The sequence below is a fragment of the Umezawaea sp. Da 62-37 genome (genome assembly GCF_032460545.1).
GTDB lineage: Bacteria > Actinomycetota > Actinomycetes > Mycobacteriales > Pseudonocardiaceae > Umezawaea.
The window spans coordinates 2,560,657-2,586,619 of the sequence record NZ_CP135965.1; the positions used below are offsets into that span (position 1 = coordinate 2,560,657).

Sequence of the window (25,963 nt, forward strand, 5' to 3'; positions counted from 1 at the left end):
TGCACCTACCGGCGGGGACGACGTGTCCACGGCAGCGTAACCGCCCAGCTCAGCCGAGCTGGCGGTGGTCCCTGGAGATCCTGGCCAGCAGGGCCTCCAGCTGGTCGCCGCGCGCGGCCAGCCGTTCGAGCCTCGCGAACAGCGCGACGTACTCGCGGACGTCGTGCGGGTCGGTGATCGTGGCGTTCCCGGTGAGCACGCTGACCGTCACCACGCGCTCGTCGTAGACCTGGAAACCGTGCAGGGCGACCATGTTCGCGTCCGCCGACCAGGGCACGACGCCCAGCTGCACGTTGGGTCTGCGCATGGTCGTGGCGAGGTGGTCGATCTGGTCGCACATGAGGTCCGCGGTGCCCATGCGCCAGCGCAGGGCGCTCTCGCTGAGCAGGAACACGAACTTCTTGTTCGGGTCGTCGAGCCGGGCGCGTCGGGTCCGCAGGGTGGTGATGGCGGTGTCCTGCTCACGACCGGGGGTCGCCGCCAGCACCACGCGGAGGTAGCTCTCGCTCTGCAACAGCGACGGGACTCCCGCGAGCTGGAAGAACCGGCTGGTCGCGGCGCGGGCCTCGATGCGGGCGACGGTCTGCTGGTGGCGGTGGGCCCCCCGGTGCAGCACGACGCGCCGGGTCTCGGCCTCGGCGTGGAGCTGGCGGGCCAGTTCGACCAGTTCCAGCCTGGTCTCCCTGGTGGCCGACAGCTCGGCGACCAAGCGTTCCACGTCGATCACCGACGGCAGCAGCATGCCGTTCTCGATCTTGGAAAGTTTCGACTGGCTCATACCGGTCGCCTGCGCCGTGGCCGTACCGGTCATCCGGGCCTCGGTCCGCAGCCTGCGTAACTCGCGCGAAAGTCGATCTCGCGCGAGTCTTGAGCGCTCGGGTGCGGTCATGGGTCGCACCGTATCGATCGGAGTCACCTCTTGACGATCAGCCAAGTGGGTCTGCGAGCGATCAACCGGATGCGGAGAGTGATTCATGACACAGGCCGGAATAGCTTGATACTTCAACCGTTGTAGTTCAATGTTCAACAAGAACCCCACGTCGCACCAACGGAGGACAACACCATGACCAGTGCCATCCAGATCCCCGGCTACATCGCCGGCACCTGGGCCATCGACGGCGTGCACAGCGATGTGTCGTTCAGCGTCCGGCACCTGATGGTCAGCAAGGTGCGTGGCAGCTTCCGCACCCTCGAAGGCACCCTCACGACCGCCGAGAACCCCCTGGAGTCCTCGGTCACGGCGTCCATCGACCTCGCGTCGATCGACACCAACAACGCCGACCGCGACAACCACATCCGTTCCGCGGACTTCTTCGAGGTCGAGAAGTACCCGACCATGAAGTACACCTCCACCGGCATCCGCGCCGACGGCGACGACTTCATCCTCGACGGCGACCTGGACCTGCACGGCGTCACCAAGAGCGTGCCCCTGAAGCTGGTGCTCAACGGCTTCGGTCCGGACCCGTACGGCGGCACCCGCGCGGGCTTCACCGCCACCGGCGAGATCTCGCGCAACGACTTCGGCATCGACATCCACATGCCGCTCGACGGCGGCGGCGTGGTCATCGGCGACAAGATCTCGATCAACCTCGAGATCGAGGCCGTGCGCCAGCCCTGACGTGACACGCGAGGAGGGGCCCCGTCGTCGACGCGGGGCCCCTTTCGCATGTTCGGGGTCTTTCAGGCGTCACCCACACGGGTATGGATCTTCACTCGTTCGAGGAAATGGCCGCCCGGTAGTTGCGATGGGGACGCCGAAAAAGTCGGAGGCATCCGGGTGAATTCGATCTCCGGGAGCACCCGGTCCCACCTACAGGACCCGATTGCCGCCTTCACGGGGTCGCGCGCGGGCCGGTCGGTCAGGACGCCGCGGGCGACTTCGGGTGGCGCAGACCGGCGATCAGGACGCCGATGAGCTTGGCCGCGTCGTAGCGGGAATCCTCGTGGGCGCCGATGCAGAGGTTGCCGACGCCCGCCATGAGTTCCAGGGGGCGGACGTCCGAGCGGATCTCGCCCGCCGCCACGGCGGCGTCGAGGAGCTGGGCGCACACCGGCACGAGGCGGTCGAGGAAGTAGGTGTGCAGGGCGTCGAAGCCGGTGTTGTCGGAGCGCAGCACGGCGGCGAGGCCGTGCTTGGTCACGAGGAACTCGACGAAGAGGTCGATCCACCCCTTCAGGGCGGCGTACGGCGTCGGACCGGTGGCCAGCAGGACGGGACCCGCTTCGGCGCAGGCCTCCACCTGGTGGCGGTAGACGGCGATGATGAGGTCCGCGCGCGTCGGGAAGTGGCGGTAGATGGTGCCGACCCCGACCCCCGCCCTCGTCGCGATGTCGCGCACCGGGGCCTCGACGCCCGAGGTGACGAAGACCGCGGCGGCGGCGTCCAGCAGGGACTTCTTGTTGCGCTTGGCGTCCGACCTCTTGGGCCGGACCGCGCCGTCATCGCTCACGAGCACTCCCTCCACCACGCACCTTGCAAAACGGAACCGGGTTCCGTATGGTCGGCGGAACAAGGTTCCGGTTAGTTCATCGTGCCAGAGCACGGGCCTTGCCACCAAACCGGGAGCACCGCACGCCACGGCGTCGCGGTCCTCGGCATGCGCTCGACACCCCAGGAGTGGAAGAACCCATGAGCAAGTCGAACGTCGGCACCCCGGTCATCTCGGTGACACCGGTGGTGCTGCCCTCCCCCGGCCGCGGCGACGATCTGCGGGTGCGGGTGTCCGCGCCCACGACCGGGCAGGAGTTGCCGGTCGTCGTGTTCTCGCACGGCTTCGGCCAGTCGTCGGACAGCTACGACCCGCTGGTGGACCACTGGGCCTCGCACGGCTTCGTGGTCGTCCAGCCGACCCACCTCGACTCGCGGACGCTGGACCTGCCGCCCGAGGACCCCCGCACGCCGCTGATCTGGCGGATCCGGGTCGAGGACCTGACGCGGGTCCTCGACGGACTGGACCTCGTCGAGGCCGCCGTCCCCGGTCTCGGCGGGCGCGTCGACCGGAACCGGATCGCGGTCGCCGGGCACTCCTGGGGCGGCCAGACGGCGAGCATGCTGCTGGGCGCGCGGGTCGTCGACCCCGAGGGCGGGCCCGGTGAGGGCATGGCCGACCCGCGGGTCAAGGCGGGCGTGCTGCTCGCGACGCCCGGCACCGGCGGGGCGGACCTGACGCCGTTCGCGGCGGAGAACTTCTCGTTCATGAACCCGGACTTCACGCACATGACCACGCCCGCCCTCGTGGTGGCCGGGGACCGCGACCAGTCCGCGCTGTCGGTCCGCGGACCCGAGTGGTTCACCGACCCGTACTCCCTGAGCCCCGGCGACAAGAGCCTGCTCACGCTGTTCGGGGCGGAGCACTCGCTCGGCGGGCTGTCCGGCTACTCCGTGACGGAGACGACGGACGAGAGCCCCGAACGGGTCGCCGCGATCCGGCGGCTCACCACGGCCTACCTCCGCAGCGCGCTCGACCCGACCGACACGAGCTGGACCGCGGCGCGCGACGAGTTCGCCGGGTCGAGCGCGCTGGGGCGGATCGAGGGCAAGTGACACCGCACGACGGGAGCGCGGTGGTTCCCAGCTTCGGGATCATGACCGCGCCCATGCAGGTCGAGTACCAGGACGTCCTGCGGGTCTGGCGCGAAGCGGACGCGATCCCCGAGATCGGGCACGCGTGGCTGTTCGACCACCTCATGCCCATTGGCGGCGACCCGGACGGCCCGGCCTTGGAGGGCTGGACACTCCTGGCGGCACTGGCCGCGCAGACCCGGCGGCTGCGCCTCGGCGTGATGGTGACCAGCAACCGGTTCCGACCGCCCGCGGTGCTGGCCAAGATCGCCACGACGGTCGACGTCGTCTCCGGCGGACGGCTCGACTTCGGCATCGGCGTGGGCTCGCGGCCGAATCCCCCGGCCGCGCGGCGCGAGTACGCGGCGCACGGGTTGCCGTTCCACGACGTCGCGCACGCCGTGGGCGGTCTCGCCGAGGCGTGCACGGTGATCAAGCGGCTGTGGACGGAGGAGAAGCCGTTCGACTTCCACGGCGAGCACGTCGACCTCACCGGGGCGTTCGGCAACCCCAAGCCCGTCCAGCGGCCGCATCCGCCGATCCTGATCGGCGGGCGGTCCTCCGCGACGCTGCGGGTGGCGGCGGAGCACGCGGACCTGTGGAACATCCCCGGCGGGGACATCGAGGACGTCGTCGGCCGCAGCGCGCTGCTGGACCGGTACTGCGCGGAGATCGGGCGCGACCCCGCGTCGATCACCCGCTCGATCCACCTGCCGGTGTCCTACGACCGGCCGGGGCCCACCGTGGACGCGATCCGCGAAGCCGTGGCCGCCGGGTTCGGGCACGTCGTCCTCGGACTACCCGCGCCCTACCCGGAGGGTGTCGCGCGGTGGGTGGCCGACCGGCTCATCGGCCCGTCGACCTGAGCGTGCGCGGCGAACGGCGGGCACCGGCCTGAGCCGATGCCCGCCGGGGTCCGGACGCGGCTACTCGACCTCGCCCCAGGAGTCGGCCAGCAGCTGGCGGGTCTCCCCCAGCAACTGAGGCAGCACCTTGGTCTGGCCGATGACCGGCATGAAGTTGGCGTCGCCGCCCCACCTCGGCACCACGTGCTGGTGCAGGTGGGCGGCGATGCCCGCGCCCGCGACGACACCCTGGTTCATCCCGATGTTGAACCCGTGCGGGGCCGCGGCGTGGCGGACCACGCGCATGGCCTTCTGGGTGAACTCGGCGAACTCGACCGTCTCGGCCGGGGTCAGGTCGGTGTAGTCGGGCAGGTGGCGGTAGGGCAGGACCATCAGGTGGCCGGGGTTGTACGGGTACAGGTTGAGCACCGCGAACACCGCCCCACCTCGGGCGATGATGAGGCCCTCGGCGTCGTCCAGCTCCGTCACCTGGCAGAACGGGCAGCCGTCCGGCTCGCTGCCGACCGGCTTGCCCTCGCCCTTGATGTAGGACATCCGGTGCGGGGTCCACAGGCGCTGCAACGCGTCGTGGACCCCGACACCACCCTGCTCCTCCAGTTCGGGGGTCACTGGACCGCCGTGACGGACTCCGCGGTCGGCGAGGAGTTCTCCCGCCGCGCGACCCAGTCCACGATGGTGTCGACCGCCTTCTCCACCGGCACGCCGTTGATCTGCGTGCCGTCGCGGAACCGGAACGACACGGCGCCGGACTCGACGTCGTTGCCGCCCGCGACGAGCATGAACGGCACCTTCTGCATGGTGTGCGTGCGGATCTTCTTCTGCATCCGGTCGTCGGACGCGTCCACGTCGACGCGGATCCCCTTGGCGCGCAACACCTTCTGCACGCCCAGCAGGTGGTCGACGTGCTCGTCGGCGATCGGGATGCCGACGACCTGGACCGGTGCCAGCCACGCCGGGAACGCGCCCGCGTAGTGCTCGGTGAGGACGCCGAAGAAGCGCTCGACCGAGCCGAACAGCGCGCGGTGGATCATGACCGGCCGCTGGCGGGTGCCGTCGTTGGCGGAGTACTCCAGCTCGAAGCGCTCCGGCAGGTTGAAGTCCAGCTGGATCGTGGACATCTGCCACGTCCGGCCCAGCGCGTCCTTGGCCTGCACGGAGATCTTCGGGCCGTAGAACGCGGCGCCGCCGGGATCGGGCACGAGCTCCAGGCCCGAGGAGACGGCCGCCTCGCGCAGCGCCTCGGTCGCCGTCTCCCACACCTCGTCGGAGCCGACGGACTTCTCCGGGTTGCGGGTCGACAGCTCCAGGTAGAAGTCGTCGAGGCCGTAGTCCTTCAGCAGCCCCAGCACGAAGCCGAGCAGCGACTTCAGCTCGTCCTGGACCTGGTCGGGGGTGCAGAAGATGTGCGCGTCGTCCTGCGTCATGCCGCGCACGCGGGTCAGGCCGTGGACCACGCCGGACTTCTCGTACCGGTACACCGAGCCGAACTCGAACATCCGCAGCGGCAGCTCGCGGTAGGACCGCCCGCGCGACTTGAAGATCAGGTCGTGGAACGGGCAGTTCATCGGCTTGAGGTAGTAGTCCTGGCCGGGCTTGCGGACCGTACCGTCCTCGTTGTACTCGGCGTCGAGCTGCATCGCCGGGTACATGCCGTCCTTGTACCAGTCGAGGTGACCGGAGGTCTCGAACAGCGAGCTCTTGGTGATGTGCGGCGAGTAGACGAACTCGTAGCCGGCCTCGGTGTGGCGCTGCCGCGAGTAGTTCTCCATCTCCTGCCGGATGATCCCGCCCTTGGGGTGGAACACCGCCAGGCCGGAGCCGATCTCGTCCGGGAAGCTGAACAGGTCCAGCTCGACGCCGAGCTTGCGGTGGTCGCGGCGCTCGGCCTCCAGCAGCAGCTCCAGGTGCGCGTCGAGCGCCTCCTGCGACTCCCACGCCGTGCCGTAGATGCGCTGGAGCTGCGGGTTCTTCTCGTTGCCGCGCCAGTACGCGGCGGCGACGCGGCTCAGCTTGAACGCCGGGATGTGCTTGGTCGTAGGCACGTGCGGGCCGCGGCACAGGTCGCTCCACAGCCGGTCGCCCGAGCGCGGGTCGAGGTTGTCGTAGATCGTCAGCTCGCCGCCGCCGACCTCCATGACCTCGGCCGTGTCCACATCGCTTTTGATGTCGACCAGTTCGAGCTTGAACGGCTCGGCGGCCAACTCCTGCTTGGCGGCGTCGACCGACTCGACCACGCGGCGGGAGAACCGCTGCGAACCCTTCACGATCTGCTTCATGCGCTTCTCCAGCGCGAGCAGGTCCTCCGGCGTGAACGGGCGCTCGACCTGGAAGTCGTAGTAGAAGCCGTCCTTCACCGGCGGGCCGATGCCGAGCTTGGCCTCCGGGAACTGCTGCTGCACGGCCTGCGCGAGCACGTGCGCCGTGGAGTGCCGGATGACGCTGCGGCCGTCGGGGGTGTTCGCCGCGACGGCCTCCACCTCCACGTCCACCCGCGGCACCCAGGACAGGTCGCGGAGGTGGCCTTCGGGATCGCGGACGACCACGATCGCGTCGGGACCCTTGCCGGGCAGACCGGCTTCGCGCACCGCCGCCCCCGCGGTGGTCCCCGACGGCACCACCACGCGCGGTGGGGTGGCGACGGCTGCGGGACGCGACTCGGACACGGTGACTCCTACGGTGGGTGGACTGCGGTGCGAACCAGTCAGATGTTATCGGTGCTCAACACCGCCATGAGCAGAGCGTCGTGCCACTCGCCCTCCCAGAGCAGCGCGTCGCGCATCCTGCCCTCCTCCACGAAGCCGCACTTGCGGTAGGCGGCGATGGCGCGCGGGTTGAAGTCGAAAACCTCCAACTCGACCCGGTGCAGGCCGATCACGTCGAACGCGTAGCGCAGGAGCAGCCGGATCGCCTCCGTCCCGTGGCCCTCGCCCCGCCCGGCGATCAGCGCGATGCGGAAGCCCATGGTCAGGTTGTCGGCGTCGAGGCCGTTCAGCACGATGTCGCCGAGCACCTCGCCGTCCTCGATCCGGATGACGGCCAAGTCCACCCGATCGGTCTGCTCCGCACGGGTGGCGGAGTACCGCTCGACGTCCTCGAGCGTGAACACCCGGTGCGTGCCGGTGAACCTGCGGACCTCGGGGTCGTTCACGCCGGGGAACATGCTCGGGGCGTGGGCGGCGACGAGCGGGACCAGCCGGACGCGGTCACCCGTGAGGGTGGGTTTGTCGATGATCGCTTGGAGGTTGGGCATGGGGTGATCGAACCGCTTCCCTGGTCGGTTGTCGCGTCGATTTTGGCCGTTCAGGGGGCCGACAGGTCGCCGTAAGGGTCTTTCACAGGTCCGAGGCGCATCCTGGAGGCCGGGACCGGTGACCGACCGACCCGACGAAGGACCAGGAGCGCGCCATGTCCGACCCGAAGGTTCCCGAGGGCACGACGCCCGAACCGGCGTCCACGCCGCCGCGGGTTGAGCAACCGACCACACCGCAGGCCACGCCGCAACCCGCACAGCCGGTGCAGGCGACCCAGCCGATTGCCACGCCCGAGCCGCAGCCCGTCCAGCCTGCCGCTCAGCCGGTTGCGGAACAGCCCGCGCAGCCGACGGTCAACGCGGCCGAGGCACCGGCTGCCGGGCCGGCGCCACAGCCCGCTACCGCCGGACCGCCCGCCCGCTTCCGCAGGGTCGCCGCACACCGGGGCGCGCAGTTGGTGGCGGTCGGCGTGCTGGGCCTGATCATCGGCGGCGGGGTGGTGGCGCTGCTGGACCACGACGGGTACGGACGGGGTGGTCCTGGGCGGGCGGGGATGTCTCGGATGGACCACCGCGGGCCTGGGCCTGGGCCGGATCGTGGGCCGCGGGGTTGGGAGAACCACGGGCGGTTTGAGCGGTGATCCTTCGGCTGGGTGTGATGGGCGCCGAACTCGACGTCGGGATTGATGGGCTTGTCCCTCAAACGAGGCATCGGTGCCCACGTGCTCCGGGTGCGGCCGATTTGACTCGGGGCCCCTCTTTTGGCCCTGCGGGCCCAAAAGGGGCAGGGGTGAAAAGCCTGCCCGCTGAGCAAGTGTAGGGCCAAAACCCCAAGTCAAATCGGCCGCACAAGGTGCGGGCGCGCTCGGTTCCCTGGACGATCAGCCGGTTTGCTCGGTGCCGTCGTGCTGTCGTGCTCTGTCAGGTCGGGCGGCTGCCGTTCAAGCCAAGAACCCCCGCAACAACGAAGCCGTCCCCTCCAAGTGCTCCGCCATCCCCTTCCGCGCGGCATCCTCATCACCGTCGAGGATCGCCCTGATGATCCGCTCGTGCTGCTCGTTCGAGTGCGCGAGGTTCGGGTTCAGCAGGGGGATGGCGTCGAGCAGTTCGTTGACCCGCATCCGCACGTCCGCGACTGCGGCGGTGAGCGACGCCGATCCGGTCGCCTCCGCGATCGCCAGGTGCAGGCGCGAGTCCCGGCGTCGGTACTCGGCGCCGTCCGAGCCCAGGCACTCGTCCAACCTGGCCCGCAGGTTGTCCCGGTCGTCCTGGTCCGGTGAACGCCCGGCCGCCGCTTCCGCCGCGCCCGATTCCAGGACGTGCCGCAGTGTGAGCACGTCGCCGAGGTCGACCTCGCCGCGGTCCGAGAGCGGTTGGGGTGAGGGCAGGACGGCGTTGACGAAGGTGCCGCCGTAGCGGCCGCGGCGGGATTCGACGTAGCCGGCCTCGTGCAGTGACCTGATGGCTTCGCGCAGGGTGACCCGGCTGACGCCGAGTCGGGTGGCGAGTTCGCGTTCGGCGGGTAGGCGGTCGCCGGGGACCGCGACGCCCAGTCGGATCGCTTGGAGCAGGCGTTCGACGGTTTCCTCGAACGCGTTGCCCGCGCGAACCGGCCGGAACACCGCGGCGTCGGCGGTGGACGGTGAGTCCCGCCGGGGGCCGGTCACTACAACGGGGTCACGTAGGCGCCGGAGATGCCGCCGTCGACCAGGAAGTTCGCCGCGGTCATGAACGAGGAGTCGTCGCTGGCCAGGAAGGCCACTGCGGCGGCGATCTCCTCGGGTTCGGCGAAGCGGCCGAGGGGGACGTGGACGAGGCGGCGGGCGGCGCGTTCGGCGTCCTTGGCGAACAACTCCTTGAGCAGCGGGGTGTTGACCGGGCCGGGGCTCAGGGCGTTGACGCGGACGCCTTCGCGGGCGAACTGGACGCCGAGTTCGCGGCTCATCGCGAGCACGCCGCCCTTCGAGGCGGTGTAGGCGATCTGCGAGGTGGCCGCGCCCATGGTGGCGACGAACGACGCGGTGTTGATCACCGAGCCCTTGCCGGCGTCGAGCATGTACGGGATGACGTACTTGCAGCACAGGTAGACCGAGGTCAGGTTGACCCGGTTCACCCGTTCCCACGCCTCGATGCCGGTGGTCAGGATGGAGTCGTCCTCGGGCGGCGAGATGCCCGCGTTGTTGAACGCGATGTCGATCCGCCCGTGCATCCCGTACACCGCCGCGTAGAGCGCGCGGACGTCCTCCTCGTTCGTCACGTCGACGCGGTGGAACTGGCCGTCCACCTCCTTGGCCGCGGCCTCCCCCGCGTCGCGGTCGATGTCGACGATCACGATCCGCGCGCCCTCGGAGGCGAGTCTGCGCGCGGACGCGAGCCCGATGCCGCTGCCACCACCGGTGATGACCGCGACGCGGTCCTCCAGCCGTCGTACCATCAGTTCCGCTCCTCGGACGAGATGAACACGTTCTTGGTCTCGGTGAACGACGCCAGCGCGTCGGGTCCCAGTTCCCGGCCGAGGCCGGACTGCTTGAAGCCGCCGAACGGCGTGGAGTACCGCACGGACGAGTGGGAGTTGACCGACAGGTTGCCGGCCTCGACGCCGCGGGAGACGCGCAGCGCGCGGCCGACGTCGCGGGTCCAGATCGAGCCGGACAGGCCGAACTCGCTGTCGTTGGCCAACCTGACCGCGTCGGCCTCGTCGGTGAACCTCAGCACCGACACGACGGGGCCGAAGATCTCCTCGATGGCGGCCGGATCGGTCGGTGACACGGGCGCCAGGACCGTCGGGGGGAACCAGTGGCCGGGCCCGTCGGGGGCGCTGCCGCGGAACGCGACGGGCGCGTCGGACAGCACGTAGGACGACACCTTCGCGTGGTGGGCCGCGGAGATCAGCGGTCCCATCTCGGTCCTGTCGTCGCCGGGATCGCCGACCACGACACCCTTGACGGCCGGTTCCAGCAGTTCCATGAAGCGGTCGTAGGCGCTGTCCTGCACCAGGATCCGCGACCGGGCGCAGCAGTCCTGGCCCGCGTTGTCGAACACGCCGTAGGGCGCGGTGGCGGCCGCCTGCTCCAGGTCGGAGTCGGCGAACACGATGTTCGCGCTCTTGCCGCCCAGCTCCAGGGTCACCCGCTTCACCTGGTCCGCGCAACCCGCCATGATCTGCTTGCCGACGGTCGTCGAACCGGTGAAGACGACCTTGCGCACGGCCGGGTGCGTGACGAACCTGTTGCCCACCACCGAACCCTTGCCGGGCAGGACCTGGAACACGTCCTCCGGGATGCCGGCCTCGCGGGCCAGCTCGCCGATCCTGATGGCGGTCAGCGGCGTCAGCTCGGCGGGCTTGAGCACCACCGTGTTGCCCGCCGCCAGCGCGGGCGCGAAGCCCCAGCCCGCGATCGGCATCGGGAAGTTCCAGGGCACGATCACGCCGACGACGCCGAGCGGCTCGTGGAAGGTGACGTCGACCCCGCCCGCGACCGGGATCTGCCTGCCGAACAGGCGTTCCGGGGCGGCGGAGTAGTAGTGCAGCACGTCGCGGACGTTGCCCGCCTCCCAGCGCGCGTTGCCGATGGTGTGCCCGGAGTTCAACACCTCCAGCGCGGCCAGTTCCTCGATCGCGCTGTCCACCGCGTCGGCGAACCGGCGCAGCAGCCTGCCCCGGTCGGCGGGTGTGACGTCGCGCCAGGCCGGGAAGGCCTTGCGCGCACGCGAGATCGCGGCGTCGGTCTCCTCGAGGGAGACCAGGTCGACCGTGCGCACGAACTCCTCGGTCGCCGGGTTGATCACGTCGAACGTGCTGGTCACCTGCTGGTCCTCTCCTTCGCGGTCCGGACCAGTGCGGCGAACAGCCGCACGTCCTCGATGTCCTGCTCCGGGTGCGACTGCACGCCGAGCACGAAACGCGCCCCCGTCAGCTCGACGGCCTCGGCCAGCCCGTCCGGCGCGGTCGCGACCACCCGCAGACCCGCGCCGAGCACGTCCAGCGCCTGGTGGTGGTGGCAGTGCACCGTCGTGCGGTCGCCGACGATCCCGGCCAGCGCGCTGTCCGGCACGACCTCGACCTCCGTGCGCGCGAACACGCCGGGGCTCGGGTTGTGGCCGGGGACGTGCTGGTGCAGCGTGCCGCCGAGGGCGATGTTGAGCAGCTGCGCGCCCCGGCACACGCCGAGCACCGGCAGGTCGAGTTCCAGCGCGGCGCGCAGCAGCGCGAACTCGGTGTCGTCGCGGCTCCGCCGGGGCGGACCGGTCAGCGGGCCCGGTTCCTGGCCGTAGCTGGCGGGGTCGATGTCGGCGCCGCCGGTGAGGACCAGGCCGTCCAGCCAGCCGAGGGTCTCCGCCCGCCAGTCGCCGCCGGGCGGCAGCAGCACGGGGTTGCCGCCCGCCAGCCGCACCGAGTCGAGGTAGGCCCCGTGCAGCACGGCGGCCTCGACGTCCCACACCCCGAAGCGGGTCGGCTCCAGGTACGTGGACAGGCCGATCAGCGGCCGGGTGTCAGAGCCGCTCGAAGCCACGGATCCGCTCCCAGTCGGTGATCGCCGCGTCGAACGCCGTCAGCTCGACCTTCGCCGCGTTGAGGTAGTGGTCGACCACGTCGTCGCCGAACGCCTCGCGGGCCAGCGCGCTGTCCGCGAGGGCGGCGGCGGAGTCGCGCAGCGTCGTCGGAACGGTGTCGCGGCCGGAGCTGTAGGCGTTGCCGGTGAACGGTTCCTCCAGCGCCAGCGCGTCGTCCACGCCCTTGAGGCCCGCCGCGATCAGCGCCGCGACGGCCAGGTACGGGTTCACGTCGCCGCCCGGCACCCGGTTCTCGAACCGCAGCGATTGGCCGTGGCCGACGACGCGCAGCGCGCAGGTCCGGTTGTCGCGGCCCCACGCGATGGCCGTCGGCGCGAAGCTGCCGGGCACGAACCGCTTGTAGGAGTTGACGTTCGGCGCGAGGAAGTAGGTCAGCTCGTGCAGGTGGGCCAGCTGCCCGGCGAGGAAGTGCTCCATCAGCTCGGAGAACCCGTGCTCGCGGTCACCGGCGAACGCGGGCGCGTCGTCGTCGGTGCGCAGGCTCAGGTGGATGTGGCAGGAGTTGCCCTCGCGCTCGTTGAACTTCGCCATGAACGTCAGGCTCTTGCCGTGGTTCGCCGCGATCTCCTTGGCGCCGGTCTTGTAGACGCTGTGGTTGTCGCACGTCGCCAGCGCCTCGGTGTAGCGGAACGCGATCTCGTGCTGGCCGGGGTTGCACTCGCCCTTGGCCGACTCGACCTGCATCCCGGCGCCCTCCATGCTGTTGCGGATGTCGCGCAGCAGGGGCTCGATCCGGCCGGTGCCCAGCATCGAGTAGTCGACGTTGTACTGGTTCGCGGGCTTGAGCCCGTGGTAGGCCTTGTCCCAGGCCTGCTCGTAGGTGTCGTTGAAGACGATGAACTCCAGCTCGGTGCCCACGAACGCGCGCAGCCCGCGCGCCGCGAGCCGGTCGAGCTGGCGCTTGAGGATCTGCCGGGGAGAGGCGGTGACGGGTTCGCCGTTCTCCCACTGGAGGTCGCACACGACCAGCGCGGTGCCCTCCTGCCAGGGGATCCGGCGCAGCGTGGTCAGGTCCGGGAGCATCACGAAGTCGCCGTAACCGGTGTCCCACGACGACATCGCGTAGCCGTCGACGGTGTTCATGTCGACGTCCACGGCGAGCAGGTAGTTGCAGCCCTCGGTGGCGTGCGACAGGACCTCGTCGACGAAGTACCGCGCGGCGCACCTCTTGCCCTGCAAGCGCCCTTGCATGTCGACGACCGCCACCAGCACCGTGTCGATGCTCCCCGCGTCCACCGCCACGCGAAGCTCCTCAACCGTGGGCAAACCTTCGCTTCGCATCGCGGGTTCCCTTCCTCAAAGGTCTACTGCGGAACCATTGCAGTCATTGCTACACGGGCCCCAACACCCTGTCAACGCCGCGAGTCGAACCCCCAGACACCCCGTGTCGAACACTCAGACACCCCGAGTCCGTCGCTCGGACACAAGAACCCCTCTCCCCAAAGCCGATCCGGGGTGCCTGGAGGTTCGACACGGGGTGTCCGAACGTTCGACTCGCGGTTAGGGTGTTGGCCGCCAGGTCTGGGGGCCGCTGCTGGCAGCTCACGACGTCCCCTTCCTACGAGGGGTCATACGTGAGAGCCAGACAGCTCGCCCTGCTCGCCACCGCCGGTCTGGTCGCGACGACGCTGGGCGCGGTCACAGCGCCCGCCGCGCTGGCCGTCGGCGCCACCTGCGCGCCGTCCGCCCGCATCATGGCGGTGAAGGCCGACGGGACCCTGTGGAAGTACGACCACACCGGTGTGGCCGAGGGCGTGGACTCGTGGGGCGCCGCCGCGCAGATCGGCTCCGCGTGGGGAGGTCGCACGCTGGCGGGCCCGGACGGCGTGGTCTACAACATCACCGACACCGGTGAGCTGCGCCGCTTCCGCTACACCGACGCGGGCGGCTGGGCGACGTTCCCGAGCGGCCTGAGCTACGAGGTGCTCGGCACCGACTGGGAGGCCTACGTCGACGAGGCGTGGCGCGACCGGATCACCGTCGACTCGCTCGGCCACCTGTACGCCGTCGACGTCGACAACCACCTGCGCGTGTGGGTGGACCAGCCCGGCCCGTGGCTGCCCAACTCGACCGGGCGGCTGGTGGACGCGCGCAAGACCGGTCCCCTGCTGTTCGGCGAGATCACCGCCGCCGGTCCCGGCGTCATCCTGGAGCGCGACTTCTTCACCGGCGAACTGCGCCGCTACCGCTACGAGTACGCCTCGCAGCGCATGGTCGTCGAACCCGTCGTGTCGGGCTCCGGCTGGGCCTCGTTCAGCACCGCCTTCTCCCCCGGCGGCGACATCGTCTACGGGATCCGCGCCGACAACGGCGAGCTGGACTGGTTCCGCTACGACCAGGACACCAACACCACCCCCAGCCCGACCGCGCGGATCGTCGGCGTCGGGTGGAGCGGCAACAAGGACGTCATGGCCGTCCCCAACGCCTGCAACCGCGCCGACAACGCGGTCACCCCGCGCCCCGCCGTCACGCGGGTGCTCAACACCCCCGGCTCGCTGGCCGAGACCTCCACCGGCCTGCTCGTGCAGTACCGCGTGAACAACACCGGCCAGCTCGTGAAGTTCACCGAGAAGGCCAACGGCACCGGCTTCACCCAGAAGGTCGTCGCGAACACCGTCGTGAACGGCGTGCCGCAGGGCGTGCTGAACCCCGACCTGCCGGAGGAGGTCTTCGCGGGCGCCCAGAACAGCGAGGTGCTGCGCGGCGACACCACGGCGCTGACCACGTCGCTCGGCGGCTTCTTCCCGACCGAGCCCGCGGCGGTCCGGCGGTCCGGCGGCCGCACCGCGCTGTACGCGGTCGGCGCGGACGGCGCGCTGTGGGTGGCCAAGCGGGTCAAGGAGGAGGGCGACTTCGGGGCCTGGCGCAAGGTCGGCGGCACGAACCTGGTCGGCCCCGCGGCCGCCGCGGTCGGCGACAACGACAGCGAGTGGGTCGTCGTGCGCAGCTCCACCGGTTCCGTCGTGCGGTACCGGCAGGACGAGGACGGCGTGCCCGGCGAGTTCGCCGACCTCGGCGTGAACGGGGCCGCGGGCACTCCCGCGCTCGCGATCTCCAACGGCAAGCAGTGGACCGCGACCCGCGACGCCAACGGCGCCGTCCAGGTGCAGTTCGGCACCGCGGGCTGGGTGACCGTGCCCGGTGTCGCGGCCGCCGGCTCCCCCACCATCACCCGCTACGGCGACCGGGTCGAACTGGCCGTGCGCGACGCCGCGGGCCGCGTCTACACGACGGGCAACCTCGTCGCGGACGTCCCGGCGTTCCGCCCGTGGACCGAGGTGCTGGAGGACTCCGACGACAACGGGTCGCACGTGAAGGCCACGCTGGACCCGGTCCTGTTCACCAGGGCCGACGGCTCGGTGGCGCTGGTGTTCCGCAACGTGCACCCCGGCACGAACGTCGAGGAGCTGTACAACGCGGACGCCGGCGAGCCGACCCCGGACTACGAGCGGGCCTTCGGCGCCTGAGCGCGGGTCGTGGAACGGGACTGGTGCTCCGGTCCCGTTCCACGACCTGGCACCATCGCGGTGTGAGCGACATTCAACGTGTGGGAGTGGTCGGATCCGGGCTGATGGGTTCGGGGATCGCCGAGGTGTGCGCGCGCGCGGGCCTGGACGTGCTGATCGCCGAGGTGAACCTGGACGCGACCGAGGCCGCGAAGGCGCGGATCGCGACCTCGCTGGGCCGGGGCGTGCGCAGCGGCAAGCTGTCGGAGTCCGACCGCGACGCGGCGCTGGACCGGATGAGGTTCACGACCGACATGGCCGACTTCGCCGACCGCAACCTGGTCGTCGAGGCGGTCGCGGAGAACGAGCAGGTCAAGACCGACGTGTTCACGGCGCTGGACAAGGTCGTCGAGGACCCGCACGCGATCTTCGCGTCGAACACGTCCTCGATCCCGATCATGAAGCTGGGCATGGCCACCGGCCGCCCGGAGCAGGTCATCGGGGTGCACTTCTTCAACCCCGTGCCGGTGCTGAAGCTGGTCGAGCTGGTCCCGTCGCTGCTGACCGGCCAGGAGACCCAGGACCGGGCGCGCGACTTCGTGACGACCGTGCTGGGCAAGGAGGTCATCCGGTCCCAGGACCGGGCGGGCTTCGTGGTCAACGCCCTGCTGATCCCGTACCTGCTGTCGTCGATCCGGATGCTGGAGTCCGGCTTCGCGTCGGCCGAGGACATCGACAGCGGCATGGTGCTGGGCTGCGCGCACCCGATGGGTCCGCTGCGGCTGGCCGACCTGATCGGCCTGGACACCACGAAGGCCATCGCCGAGTCGATGTACGACGAGTTCAAGGAGCCGCTGTACTCCCCGCCGCCGCTGCTGCTGCGGATGGTGGACGCGGGCCTGCTCGGCAAGAAGAGCGGTCGCGGCTTCCACGACTACGCCAAGGCCAAGGCCTGACGGGGTGGGCCGCCCTGCTCGCGGGGCGGCCCCACCACCGGATCAGCCCGCGGCGACGGCGGCCGCGGTGCGGGCGAGCGCGCCGGTGCCGGGGTGGCAGTTGACGTAGGCCATCCGCACGGCGTCGGCGTTGGCGACGTGCACCTCGTGCCAGAGCAGCACGCGCAGGTCGACGTTGTACGGCTCGACGAGCGCGGTCCAGAAGTCGCCGAGGATGCGGTGGTGCGTGGGGTGGTCGTGCGCCCAGCGGAGCATGTCGGCGATCCCGGCCCACCAGGCGATCACGCAGCTGCCCGGCAGGTCCGCCCCGGTGGTGGCGTCGACGTCGGCGAGCAGCCGCGCGGACAGGCAGCCGCTGTCGACGGGGTTGTCGCGCATGTACTCGAAGCCCGCGCGGAAACCCGGCTCGACCTTGTCGCGGTAGACCTCGCGCTGCTCCTCGGGCGCCGCGCCCCAGTTCTGGGCGGTCCGGATGACGCACAGGTTGTGCGGCACGCGGGTGACCGCGACCCGGCGGCCGAGCGTCGACGCGCCGTCGGGCAGATCGGTCTCGAACGGCACGGGCTCGCCGTCGAACGCGTCGTGCCCGCTGTCGGGGATCCGGTCCAGCGCGGCGAACGGGTAGTCGTGCAGGTCGGTCGGCTCCATCGGCAGGCTGAGCCCGGCGGGGCCGACGGGGACCGGCGCGGAGTACATCGTCTCGTGCCGGGCGAGCGGGCTGGTCAGCACCTCGACCCAGTGCCCGACCGGCCCGGTCTCGTCGAGCCCGGCCCACCACTCGCGGACCGGGGCGGACTGCCACCAGGCCGTGTGCTCGGCGGGGTCGGTCCAGTAGCAGGCGAAGACCTCGTTGACGACGCCCGCCGCGTCCACGTGCCAGCCGCGGTCCACTTTGGACGGACCGTGCGGCAGCGCTGTCAGCCCGACGACCCGCGCGACGGCGGGCCCGGCGTCGGCGCGGGTCGGGGCCTGCACGCCGAACTGCGCGACGACGACCGCCTCCACGCCTTCCGGCCAGCGGACCTGGTGCGCGGGTCCGCCCCTCGGCTCGTGACCGGCGGGCCTGTGGGTGCTGGGCATGGGGATGTTCCTCCAGGGTGGTGGGGCCCGGACAGCCGCGGTCAGACGTGCCGGGTGTCCACGGACGTGGCGTAGACGCTGCACCGCAGGTACACGCAGAGATCGGCGCGCGGCCTGCCCGCGGTGCGGAACGCGAGCAGCTCCTGCAACCCGACCGAGCCGTCCAGCGAGCGCGGCGCGAGCGCGTCCAGCATGGCCAGGTACGGCTCGGGCGCCACCCCCTCGCCGCGCATCACGTCGGTGATGCGCCTGCTCGACTCGGCGTCGGACGGGCTGTTGCGCGGCAGCCGGAGGTAGACGTTGGCCTCGGCGGCGCCGTGGCCGCCCGCGCGGAAGGACAGGCAGGTCATCGGCGAGTTCTCGACCCTTGTGGTGTCCTCGCCGTACACCGCGCGGAACGCGGTGGTCGCGCGGTCCGGGTCGTGCGCGGCCGCGAACGAGGCCACCCGGTTCAGCTCCACCAGTTCCATCGCGGGGTGGCGGAAGTACACCTTGGCGCGCGCTTCGCGGTCGGGGGCGAGGTCGAGGGCGAAGAACTCCAGCTCGTGGCCGTCGTCGGCGAGCGAGCGGGACTGGAGGGCGACCGGGGCCCAGGCGTGCGCCATGCCGAGCCTGGCCATCGCCTCGCCGACCACCTCGGCCGCGCGGTCGACGCCCTGCGCCTGGGGGTTGAGGTAGACCTTGTAGCGCGGAGCGGTGCCGGGCCGCCAGGCGATGGAGTGCCACACCGTCGGGCGGTAGGGGGCGGGCGCGTCGACGACGAACAGGTCCTCGATGCTCGAGTACCCGTCGATCGAGACCCCCGGCCTTCCCGCGAGCGAACGGGTGAGCGCCTGGCCCGCTGCCTGGCAACTCGCGGGGGTCAACGCCGGACCCAGCGACTCGAAAAGGACCCTGACTTCCGGTTCGCCTCCCCGCCAGCTCACCGAGAACTCCACCGGGAAGCCGTCGCGGGAGACATAAGACGGATAACGACGTTGTGGACCAATAAGGTTCGCCCCCCACCCCGCGGTGGCGAACTCCAGTTCACCGACGGCTTGGGCTGCGATCTCCGGGGGATATCCCAGGCCTGAACAGAGGGCCATCCACGTGTCCACGACGAAGCGGGTGTAGGAGATAGTGGAAACGCTGAACAGCCCATCGCGCTGCGCAGCACCGATGACCGTAGCGCGACTGGACATTTCCGCACCTCCGGGCGTAAGGAATACTCCATACGTCTTATAGAACGCAACGACCGCCAGCTGACTGAGTTATGGGTCACAACGATGTTTCCCCGCACACTCCGTCACCAATTAGGCCGAAAGGGTGACTCTTCTTGTGACCAAGGAGAAGGAAAGTCAATACTCCGAACAGCCTATTGTCGATCACGTATGCGTGATCGGGGCAGGTATCTCCGGACTGGCCGTCGCCCGAACACTTCGCAGACGCAACGTGTCATTCGTGTGCGTCGACCGGACCGGCGGCGTCGGTGGTATTTGGCGACAGCCGAGCACCGGCGAACCGTGGCCCGGATATCGATCGCTGCACCTGAACACGTCGCAGAAGATCACGGCGTTCGCGGACGTCCCGATGCCGACGGACTATCCGCTGCACCCCCGCCACGACCAGATCCGCGACTACCTCGCGAGCTACGCCGAAGCCCACGACCTCATCGGGCACATGGAGTTCGACACGGACGTCGTGAGCGTGGAACGACAGAAAAATTCCACGTGGGAGGTGGTGACGGTCGATCGCGCCACGGGTCTGGAGAAGCGTCGGACGTTCGGACATGTGGTGGTCGCAACAGGCCACCAGTGGGATCCGGTGCGCCCTGGTCCCGACATCCCAGGATTCGATTCATTCCCCGGAGAGCAGCTCCACGCGATCGATTACTCGACCCCCTTCGAGCACCTTGACAAACGGGTCGCCGTAGTGGGCTTCGGAAATTCTGCGGCGGATCTCTCGGTCGAGTTGTCAAGGCTCGCGAAGAAGACGATCCTGTCGTTCCGACGCAGTCTCCACGTGGTCCCGAAGACCCTCATGGGCATTCCGATCGACGAGATCGCCACCAGTCGGTGGTGGGGCCGCATGACGTTCACCGAACAGCAGCGGTTCATCAAACTGCTGCTGAGGATTATTCGCGGCAAGTTGACCGACTTCGGAATCCCCAAGCCGGATCACAAGCTGTTCGCCGGACCACTCACGATCTCCGACGAACTCCTCAGTCGGATCAGCCACGGCGATATCGTGGTCAAGCCCGCCATCAAGCGGTTCGACGGTTCCACGGTGCGGTTCGCCGACGGCACGAGCGAAGAGGTGGACACGGTCATCTACTGCACCGGGTACCGCATCTCGTTCCCGTTCCTGCCCGCTGACTGCGCTTTCACCAGCACCGGCCGGGTCGGGCTCTACCAGCGGGTCGTGGCACCGCGGCACACCGGGCTCTACTTCGCCGGACTGCTCAAGCCGGTCGGCTCCATCACCCGACTCGTGGAAATGCAGGCGAAGTGGATAGCCGACCTGGTCCAGGGAAAGGCCGTGCTGCCGCCCGCCGACGTCATGGAGGCGGAAGTGGAAAAGCACCTGTCGGAGACCGCGGGCCGGTACGGCACGACGGCCCAGGACTCCATCCAGGTGGACGTCACACCCTACTTGGACGCGATCAAGCGGGAACGCACGCGGCATTCGCACGTGCGGATGCCCGAGCGGGCATGACGCGGGCGTGACGGAATGCCCCGCCACCTCGGTGGCGGGGCTCCGGGCTGTATCAGGCCATCGCGTCGAGGCGCGCCATGGCGTGCTCGATGATGCCGACGAGGACCGCCTTGCTCGATTCCCGATTCCGCACGTCGCACAGGACGACCGGGATCGCGCGGTCGAGGTCGAGCGCGCGCCGCACTTCGTCGATCCCGTACTTGTGTGCGCTCTCGAAGCAATTCACCGCGACGATGAACGGGATGTCGCGGCGCTCGAAGAAGTCGATCGACGGGAAGCTGCTGTCGAGCCTGCGGGTGTCCACCAGCACGACGGCCCCGATGGCGCCCTGCGCGAGCTCGTCCCACATGAACCAGAAGCGACCCTGCCCCGGCGTGCCGAACAGGTACAGCACGATCTCGGGGCTGATCGTGATGCGGCCGAAGTCGAGCGCGACCGTGGTCGTGGTCTTGCCCTCGACCCCCGCGAGGTCGTCGACGCCGACGCTCGCCTCGGTCAGCAGCTCCTCGGTCTGCAGCGGCGCGATCTCGCTGACCGACTTCACCATCGTCGTCTTGCCGGTACCGAAGCCCCCGGCGATGACGATCTTCACCGGGGTGGGAACGAGCAGCTCGCCGCCCGGCCGCTCAGATTCCACGGACGCCATCCAGCACCGCCTGAAGTAGGTTCCGATCCGGGACTTCCGCGATCCTCGCCGGATCGCGGATGACGACATCACCGCGTTGGATGAGGTCGCTCAGCAACACCTTCACCACGACGAGCGGCACGTCGAGGTAAGCGGCGACTTCGGCGACGGACAGCGGTCGCCTGCACAGCTCCATGATCTCCATGTGCTCCACCGAGAGCGACTCGGGGTCGCTCGCGGAGGGCATCGCCCGCACCTGGGTGACCAGGTGCAGCTCGGCGGTCACGGGACGGGTGCGGCCGCGCACCATGGCGTACGGGCGCACCAGGGGGCCCGCCGCCTCGTCGTACCACCAGTCGCCGCCGCCGCTCATCACGACGACCTGCGTGCCGACGGCAGTGGCGGCGCGGTCTCGGCCCGTGGCGCCGACGACAGGTAGGTGCCGACGCGCTTCACGAGCATGTTCATCTCGTAGGCGATCATGCCCATGTCCGCGTCCTCCTCGCCGAGCACGGCGAGGCAGGCGCCGTGGCCCGCCGCCGTGACGAACAGGTAGGCGTGCTCCATCTCCACGATGGTCTGCCGGACCTGCCCGCCGCCGAACTGCCGTCCGGTGCCCCTGGCGAGGCTCTGGAAGGCCGAGGCCATCGCCGACAGGTGGTCCGAGTCGTCCTTGGAGAGCCCTGGCGAGCGGCCGAGCAGGAGCCCGTCGGCGGAGAGGACCACCGCGTGCCGTGCACCGACCACGCGGCCGACCAGGTCCTCCAGCAACCAGTTCAGTTCGTTGTGCGGGGTGTTGATGTCCTTCATGTGGAGATTGCCCCTTCCAGGCTCACGTCATCCACGACGAATCACGATTCGAGGGCGTTGTCGCCGCGACGTGCCTCGCGCGCACCCTGTTGGAAAGCCGACAGGCCCTTGCGAGTGCGTTCCGCGGACCGCTCCATGTCCGCCTCCGCGAGGGGGGCGGGCGGCGGAGCGGTGGCGTAGGGGTCGTCCTGCGCCAGCTGCGGTGCGAGGTTCTGCTGTCGCCTTCTGCGCGGGAGTTCGGGCCGGTCGTTCGGCACGGGCCGGTCGCCGCCCGCCACTTCGTCGAGGTTCACGACACCTGTGGCCTCCGGATCGTCCACCGGCCACTGGGTGTCCTTCGGCCGTGATGGCAGTTCGACCTGCCCGATCATCCTCGATCGTGTCGGTCCTGGGTCGGGATGACCGGCGACGTCCGTCTCGGCCTTCGCCCAGAAGTCGTCCACTCCACTGGAAAAGTCGCTGGTCGCTCCGGGAAACCTGGCGTCCTCCGCCGAGCCCGAGCCCCCCTGCAGGGCCGCGGGTGCGCCGGTGGCGGCCGCGACCGCCTCCGGGACGGGTCGCCTGCCGACCTCCGTGGAGTCGGCCGAGTCGGACAGGGAGGCCGATCCGGCGACGATCTCGCTCGGGATCAGCACGAGCGCGAGCGTGCCGCCGTAGAGCGACTCCCGCAGCTCCACCCGGATGCCGCGGCGGTCCGCGAGCCGGGCGACCACGAAGAGGCCGAGGCGGGACTCGCCGCGCAGCGACATGGCGTCGAACTCGGGCGGGTTGGCGAGCATCTTGTTCGAGCGCGCCCGGTCGTCCGGGTTCATGCCGAGGCCGTGGTCCTCGATCTCCACGACGATGCCCTGGGGCACCTGGCTGCTGTGCACCTGCACCTGGGAGCGGGGCGAGGAGAACGCCGTGGCGTTGTCGACCAGCTCGGCGATGAGGTGGATGGTGTCGGCCACGGCCGCGCCCACGAGCGCGGTCTCCGGCACGGGGTTCACCTTGACCCGGACGTACTGCTCGGTCTCGGCGACACCGGCGCGCAGGATGTCGATCATGCGGACCGGCTTGCGCCACTGCCGTCCCGGCTGCTCACCGGCGAGGATGATCAGGTTCTCGGCGTTGCGGCGGGCACGGGTCGCGAGGTGGTCGAGCTGGAACAGCGCGTCGAGCTGCTCCGGGTTCTCCTCCTCGCGCTCCAGCTTGTCGAGGATCTTCAGCTGGCGGTGCACGAGGCCCTGGTTGCGGTGGGCGATGTCGAGGAACACGCGGTTCACACCGTCGCGGACCTGGCTCTCCTTCACCGCCGCGGCGACCGCGGTGAACTGGGCTGCGTTGAACGCGTCGGCCACCTGGCCGATCTCGTCCTTGCCGTAGTCGAGCAGCGGGACCTCGGCCTCCACGTCGACGTGCTCGCCCTTGCGCAGGCGTTCGACGATGCTCGGCAGCCGTTCGTGCGCGAGCTGGAGCGAGTCCTTCTTCAAGTCGATCAAGCGCGTGACCAAGGCCTTGTTCACCAGGCGATGGGAGATCCGCACGGCAAGCATGATGCCACCCAGGACGACGATCAGGGCGACGAGACTGCCGATGATCACCGAGAGGAATTTGCTGTTGCCGTTCGAGAGGCCCACGTCGGAGGCCGCGGAGGCCTGCGTGACGGCGAGCGACACGAGCCCCTCGGACACCGGGGCGATCAGGGACTGCCACTCGGACAGCTCCACCCGCGCCGACGGCGACCCGACCAGCCGGTCCTCCGCGGCGTTCAGCCTGCGCCAGGAGTCCGTCGCCTCGAGGTCCGCGTACATCTGCTGCACCCGCGGCTCGGCGAACGGCATCGTCGACACGAGCGACGAGTGGTAGGAGCCGATGAGGTGCGCGAACTCCAGGTGGTCGGCGTCCGACAGCTCACCCGCGGTCAGACCGCCCGAGGCGATGGACGAGGCGCGCGACATCCAGTCCGCCGCGCGGAACAGCTCGGTCGCGTTCAGACCGCCCTGACCGGCCTCGTTGTCCGGCACGATCCGGGCCTGGGTGCCGAACAGCGCGGTGCCCGCGTCGATCACGCCGTTGTAGTAGGTGTAGATGTCGTTCTTGGCGACCTTGCCCGCCTCGACCTGCGCGCGGCGCTGCTGCAGCTCGCCGAGGGTGGCGTTGAGTCTCGAGATCCTGTCGTTGACCTCCGGTGGCGCACTGGAGGTCAGCTCGTCGAACGCGGTCTTCATCGTGGTCACGGCCTGGTCCACCTGGCGCTGCTGGGCGCGCAGGGGCTCGAGGTCCGGCGAAGTCTCGCTCAGGGCGGTCATGGCGAGCTGGCGCTCGCGCTGGATCGCGACGAAGGTGTTCACCGCCGGGATCGACGCGTCCTTGACGCTCGATGCGACCGCGCGGATGTAGAAACCGTCGAAGACGGTGTAGGACGAGAACGCCAACCACATCACCAGCAGGATCACGCTGGGTACGACAACCACGCCCGTCAGCCGGGACCTGATTGTGGTGTGGTCCGTCTCCGGCTTGCTCTTCTGCTTCACAGCGCTCCGCAGCTTCGTGAATCTGGTTTTGCCAGGGCAGGCGCTGCACGTGAGATCCGCCTGCGGCCGCATAGTTGATTGGCCACGAAACGGTAACACTGGAAGATCATCATTACCAAGAGGCAGCGATCACTCGCACGGCGCGTGCGAGAGGGTACCCATTCGTGTGAGACATGGGAACACGGGGCCGACGTGGAATCCCGCGAAAATCCACGTCGACCCCGTCACCACCTGGTTTACTTCCCCGTTTGCCCGCGGCCGCCCATCACGGTTCGGGGATGGCGACCGCGTTGTAGGTCGTGTCCGGCGTGGGCGTCGTCGAGAACCGCGCGTTCGGCAGGTACAGCGACCTGCCGAACGACGCCACGGTGGTCGGGACGTCGAAGCGCGGATCGGTCGCGGTGGTCACGAGCTCACCGCGGGTTCCGGTGCGGTTCAAGGAGAACTTCGCCACCGTGTTCAGCCTGTTCTGCACCACGTAGAGGTACCTGCCCTTGACCAGCAGGCCATCACCGTTGGTCAGGACCTGCCCGCCGAGGTCGACCTCCTCCGTGGCGCCGCTCGCCGGGTCGACCCGGAACAGCTTGCCGGTGTTGCTCTGCACGATCAGCAGCGCGCGGCCGTCGGGCGTCTCCGCGATCCCGTTGGCGTTGTTGACCCCCGGCGTCAGCACGAACTCGCCGGTCAGCGGCACCGTCGTGGCCGCGTCGGGCAGTTCGCCGCGACGGCCGAGGGAAACCTTGTACAGCACCGACTTCCGCGAATCCGTGAACCACGCGGCCCGGTCCGTCACCACCACGTCGTTGATGAACGTCTCGGCGTCCGGCGAGAACTGGTAGCTCTTCAGGACCGCCCCGCCACGCGCGTCCACCACCCGCCCGTTCCCGGCCCCGCCACCGGCCACGAAGAGCCTCTCGCGATCGTCCACCTTCAACCCGACGGACGGCGTACCAGGCCCTTCACTGAAAACCCGCCCCTTCCCGGTCCTCAGGTCGACCCGGTAGATCGACCCGTCCCCCCGCGACCCGAAGTAGGCGGTCGGCTCGTCCCCGATCGCGATCCCCTCCGGCAGGAACCCGTTGGGCAGCGCGAACTCGCTCGGGAACACCCGCCCCCGATCCGCACCGGCCTCCCCCGCCCCCACCAGCGAAAGCCCCAGCACACCGACGGCGATGACCACACCGAACCCACGAGACATGCCCTGCTCCTGCCGTTCGTACGGTTTGTCCCCGGACTCCCGGAGTCTTTCGCAGCAACAGGGTCGCAACCACCGCCACGACGACCACTTCAGCGAACCGACAGGTCGGTTGGCCCGGCGGAACGCCATAAGAGACGCGAATCGGTCTCATGGTCTGGCGAAATGGAGTCGAATGTCGCAGGAAGGGGAGGATTGGATCGGAAAACCGCGCATTGCCATTTCGTCCAACGTCCAAACGAGTTCGAACAGCGGCACGACAGGAATCGAACTCCCCCGACCGGATCGGCACCAACGCGCGATCAGACGACCGGTCGGGGCCGAATGGGCCGTTCCGACCGGATCGGGAGGCGAACGCGGACAGCCGGGCCACGCCCCACCGCCCCGA

Annotated in this window: 24 protein-coding genes; 7 read left to right on the forward strand and 17 right to left on the reverse strand. The window is 69.8% G+C overall.

The features are described from left to right. Positions 1-49: 49 nt before the first annotated feature. Complete coding sequence (locus RM788_RS11095; RefSeq protein ID WP_315931524.1) at positions 50-889, reverse strand: helix-turn-helix domain-containing protein; 840 nt, start codon at positions 887-889, stop codon at positions 50-52. A 174-nt stretch (positions 890-1,063) separates the two neighbouring features. Here RM788_RS11095 and RM788_RS11100 point away from each other — a divergent pair, with 174 nt between their 5' ends. Next, the gene (locus RM788_RS11100) at positions 1,064-1,618 is read left to right on the forward strand and encodes a YceI family protein (RefSeq protein ID WP_315931525.1); all 555 of its coding nucleotides are present in this window, start codon (positions 1,064-1,066) and stop codon (positions 1,616-1,618) included. 241 nt (positions 1,619-1,859) lie between these two features. Here the strand turns inward: RM788_RS11100 and RM788_RS11105 are convergent, their stop codons facing one another. Then, positions 1,860-2,450 carry a TetR/AcrR family transcriptional regulator gene (locus RM788_RS11105; protein ID WP_315931526.1) on the reverse strand — a complete coding sequence of 197 codons (591 nt, stop codon included), beginning with the start codon at positions 2,448-2,450 and terminating at the stop codon, positions 1,860-1,862. A gap of 179 nt (positions 2,451-2,629) precedes the next feature. Here RM788_RS11105 and RM788_RS11110 point away from each other — a divergent pair, with 179 nt between their 5' ends. Together RM788_RS11110 and RM788_RS11115 are read left to right on the forward strand one after the other, a co-directional pair. Further along, positions 2,630-3,544 (forward strand): alpha/beta hydrolase family protein, encoded by a 915-nt coding sequence (locus tag RM788_RS11110; RefSeq protein WP_315931527.1) that lies wholly within the window; start codon positions 2,630-2,632, stop codon positions 3,542-3,544. A 41-nt stretch (positions 3,545-3,585) separates the two neighbouring features. Then, entirely contained in the window at positions 3,586-4,428 is an 843-nt protein-coding gene (locus tag RM788_RS11115; RefSeq protein WP_315931528.1) for an LLM class flavin-dependent oxidoreductase, read from the forward strand. A 60-nt stretch (positions 4,429-4,488) separates the two neighbouring features. On the opposite strand, the gene RM788_RS11120 is transcribed toward RM788_RS11115, so the two are convergent. From RM788_RS11120 to RM788_RS11130, 3 genes are read right to left on the reverse strand one after another with little or no spacing between them, the layout of a single operon-like run. Continuing rightward, positions 4,489-5,037 carry an HIT family protein gene (locus tag RM788_RS11120; RefSeq protein ID WP_315931529.1) on the reverse strand — a complete coding sequence of 183 codons (549 nt, stop codon included), beginning with the start codon at positions 5,035-5,037 and terminating at the stop codon, positions 4,489-4,491. Further along, the gene (gene thrS, locus RM788_RS11125; RefSeq protein ID WP_315931530.1) at positions 5,034-7,091 is read right to left on the reverse strand and encodes a threonine--tRNA ligase; all 2,058 of its coding nucleotides are present in this window, start codon (positions 7,089-7,091) and stop codon (positions 5,034-5,036) included. The genes RM788_RS11120 and thrS overlap by 4 nt, the downstream gene beginning before the upstream one ends. 38 nt (positions 7,092-7,129) lie before the next feature. After that, positions 7,130-7,678: a GNAT family N-acetyltransferase gene (locus RM788_RS11130; RefSeq protein WP_315931531.1), complete on the reverse strand. Its 549-nt coding sequence runs from the start codon at positions 7,676-7,678 to the stop codon at positions 7,130-7,132. Positions 7,679-7,833: 155 nt separating this feature from the next. Between RM788_RS11130 and RM788_RS11135 the strand changes: the two genes are divergently transcribed. Continuing rightward, the gene (locus RM788_RS11135; protein WP_315931532.1) at positions 7,834-8,319 is read left to right on the forward strand and encodes a hypothetical protein; all 486 of its coding nucleotides are present in this window, start codon (positions 7,834-7,836) and stop codon (positions 8,317-8,319) included. A 300-nt stretch (positions 8,320-8,619) separates the two neighbouring features. On the opposite strand, the gene RM788_RS11140 is transcribed toward RM788_RS11135, so the two are convergent. Genes RM788_RS11140 through RM788_RS11160 form a run of 5 tightly spaced genes read right to left on the reverse strand, consistent with a single transcriptional unit; the run spans position 8,620 to position 13,534 of the window. Then, a complete protein-coding gene (locus RM788_RS11140) occupies positions 8,620-9,345 on the reverse strand; it encodes a FadR/GntR family transcriptional regulator (RefSeq protein WP_315931533.1) in 726 nt (241 codons plus the stop codon). After that, positions 9,345-10,112, reverse strand: coding sequence for a 3-oxoacyl-ACP reductase (locus RM788_RS11145; protein ID WP_315931534.1), 768 nt, complete (start codon positions 10,110-10,112; stop codon positions 9,345-9,347). Before RM788_RS11145 ends, RM788_RS11140 begins: the two co-directional genes overlap by 1 nt. After that, a complete protein-coding gene (locus tag RM788_RS11150) occupies positions 10,112-11,485 on the reverse strand; it encodes an aldehyde dehydrogenase family protein (protein WP_315931535.1) in 1,374 nt (457 codons plus the stop codon). The genes RM788_RS11145 and RM788_RS11150 overlap by 1 nt, the downstream gene beginning before the upstream one ends. Beyond that, positions 11,482-12,192: a gamma-glutamyl-gamma-aminobutyrate hydrolase family protein gene (locus tag RM788_RS11155; protein WP_315931536.1), complete on the reverse strand. Its 711-nt coding sequence runs from the start codon at positions 12,190-12,192 to the stop codon at positions 11,482-11,484. The genes RM788_RS11150 and RM788_RS11155 overlap by 4 nt, the downstream gene beginning before the upstream one ends. Continuing rightward, positions 12,173-13,534, reverse strand: coding sequence for a glutamine synthetase family protein (locus RM788_RS11160; protein ID WP_315931537.1), 1,362 nt, complete (start codon positions 13,532-13,534; stop codon positions 12,173-12,175). Before RM788_RS11160 ends, RM788_RS11155 begins: the two co-directional genes overlap by 20 nt. Before the next feature lie 293 nt (positions 13,535-13,827). Here RM788_RS11160 and RM788_RS11165 point away from each other — a divergent pair, with 293 nt between their 5' ends. Then, complete coding sequence (locus tag RM788_RS11165; RefSeq protein WP_315931538.1) at positions 13,828-15,720, forward strand: tachylectin-related carbohydrate-binding protein; 1,893 nt, start codon at positions 13,828-13,830, stop codon at positions 15,718-15,720. A gap of 62 nt (positions 15,721-15,782) precedes the next feature. Further along, positions 15,783-16,655, forward strand: coding sequence for a 3-hydroxybutyryl-CoA dehydrogenase (locus RM788_RS11170; RefSeq protein WP_315931539.1), 873 nt, complete (start codon positions 15,783-15,785; stop codon positions 16,653-16,655). 42 nt (positions 16,656-16,697) lie between these two features. On the opposite strand, the gene RM788_RS11175 is transcribed toward RM788_RS11170, so the two are convergent. Both RM788_RS11175 and RM788_RS11180 read right to left on the reverse strand, forming a co-directional pair. Beyond that, positions 16,698-17,735 carry a phenylacetaldoxime dehydratase family protein gene (locus RM788_RS11175; protein WP_315931540.1) on the reverse strand — a complete coding sequence of 346 codons (1,038 nt, stop codon included), beginning with the start codon at positions 17,733-17,735 and terminating at the stop codon, positions 16,698-16,700. A gap of 41 nt (positions 17,736-17,776) precedes the next feature. Further along, positions 17,777-18,916, reverse strand: coding sequence for a tryptophan dimethylallyltransferase family protein (locus RM788_RS11180; protein WP_315931541.1), 1,140 nt, complete (start codon positions 18,914-18,916; stop codon positions 17,777-17,779). 136 nt (positions 18,917-19,052) lie between these two features. On the opposite strand from RM788_RS11180, the gene RM788_RS11185 reads away from it, so the two are divergent. Then, positions 19,053-20,429 (forward strand): flavin-containing monooxygenase, encoded by a 1,377-nt coding sequence (locus RM788_RS11185; RefSeq protein ID WP_315931542.1) that lies wholly within the window; start codon positions 19,053-19,055, stop codon positions 20,427-20,429. 52 nt (positions 20,430-20,481) lie between these two features. Here the strand turns inward: RM788_RS11185 and RM788_RS11190 are convergent, their stop codons facing one another. The 5 genes from RM788_RS11190 to RM788_RS11210 form a co-directional block, all read right to left on the reverse strand. Then, a complete protein-coding gene (locus RM788_RS11190) occupies positions 20,482-21,075 on the reverse strand; it encodes a GTP-binding protein (protein WP_315931543.1) in 594 nt (197 codons plus the stop codon). After that, positions 21,056-21,427, reverse strand: a complete 372-nt coding sequence (locus tag RM788_RS11195) for a DUF742 domain-containing protein (protein ID WP_315931544.1) — start codon at positions 21,425-21,427, stop codon at positions 21,056-21,058. The genes RM788_RS11190 and RM788_RS11195 overlap by 20 nt, the downstream gene beginning before the upstream one ends. Beyond that, entirely contained in the window at positions 21,427-21,864 is a 438-nt protein-coding gene (locus RM788_RS11200) for a roadblock/LC7 domain-containing protein (protein ID WP_315931545.1), read from the reverse strand. The genes RM788_RS11195 and RM788_RS11200 overlap by 1 nt, the downstream gene beginning before the upstream one ends. A gap of 41 nt (positions 21,865-21,905) precedes the next feature. Next, complete coding sequence (locus RM788_RS11205; protein WP_315931546.1) at positions 21,906-24,302, reverse strand: sensor histidine kinase; 2,397 nt, start codon at positions 24,300-24,302, stop codon at positions 21,906-21,908. 343 nt (positions 24,303-24,645) lie between these two features. Continuing rightward, positions 24,646-25,578 (reverse strand): SMP-30/gluconolactonase/LRE family protein, encoded by a 933-nt coding sequence (locus RM788_RS11210; RefSeq protein WP_315931547.1) that lies wholly within the window; start codon positions 25,576-25,578, stop codon positions 24,646-24,648. Positions 25,579-25,963: the final 385 nt, after the last annotated feature.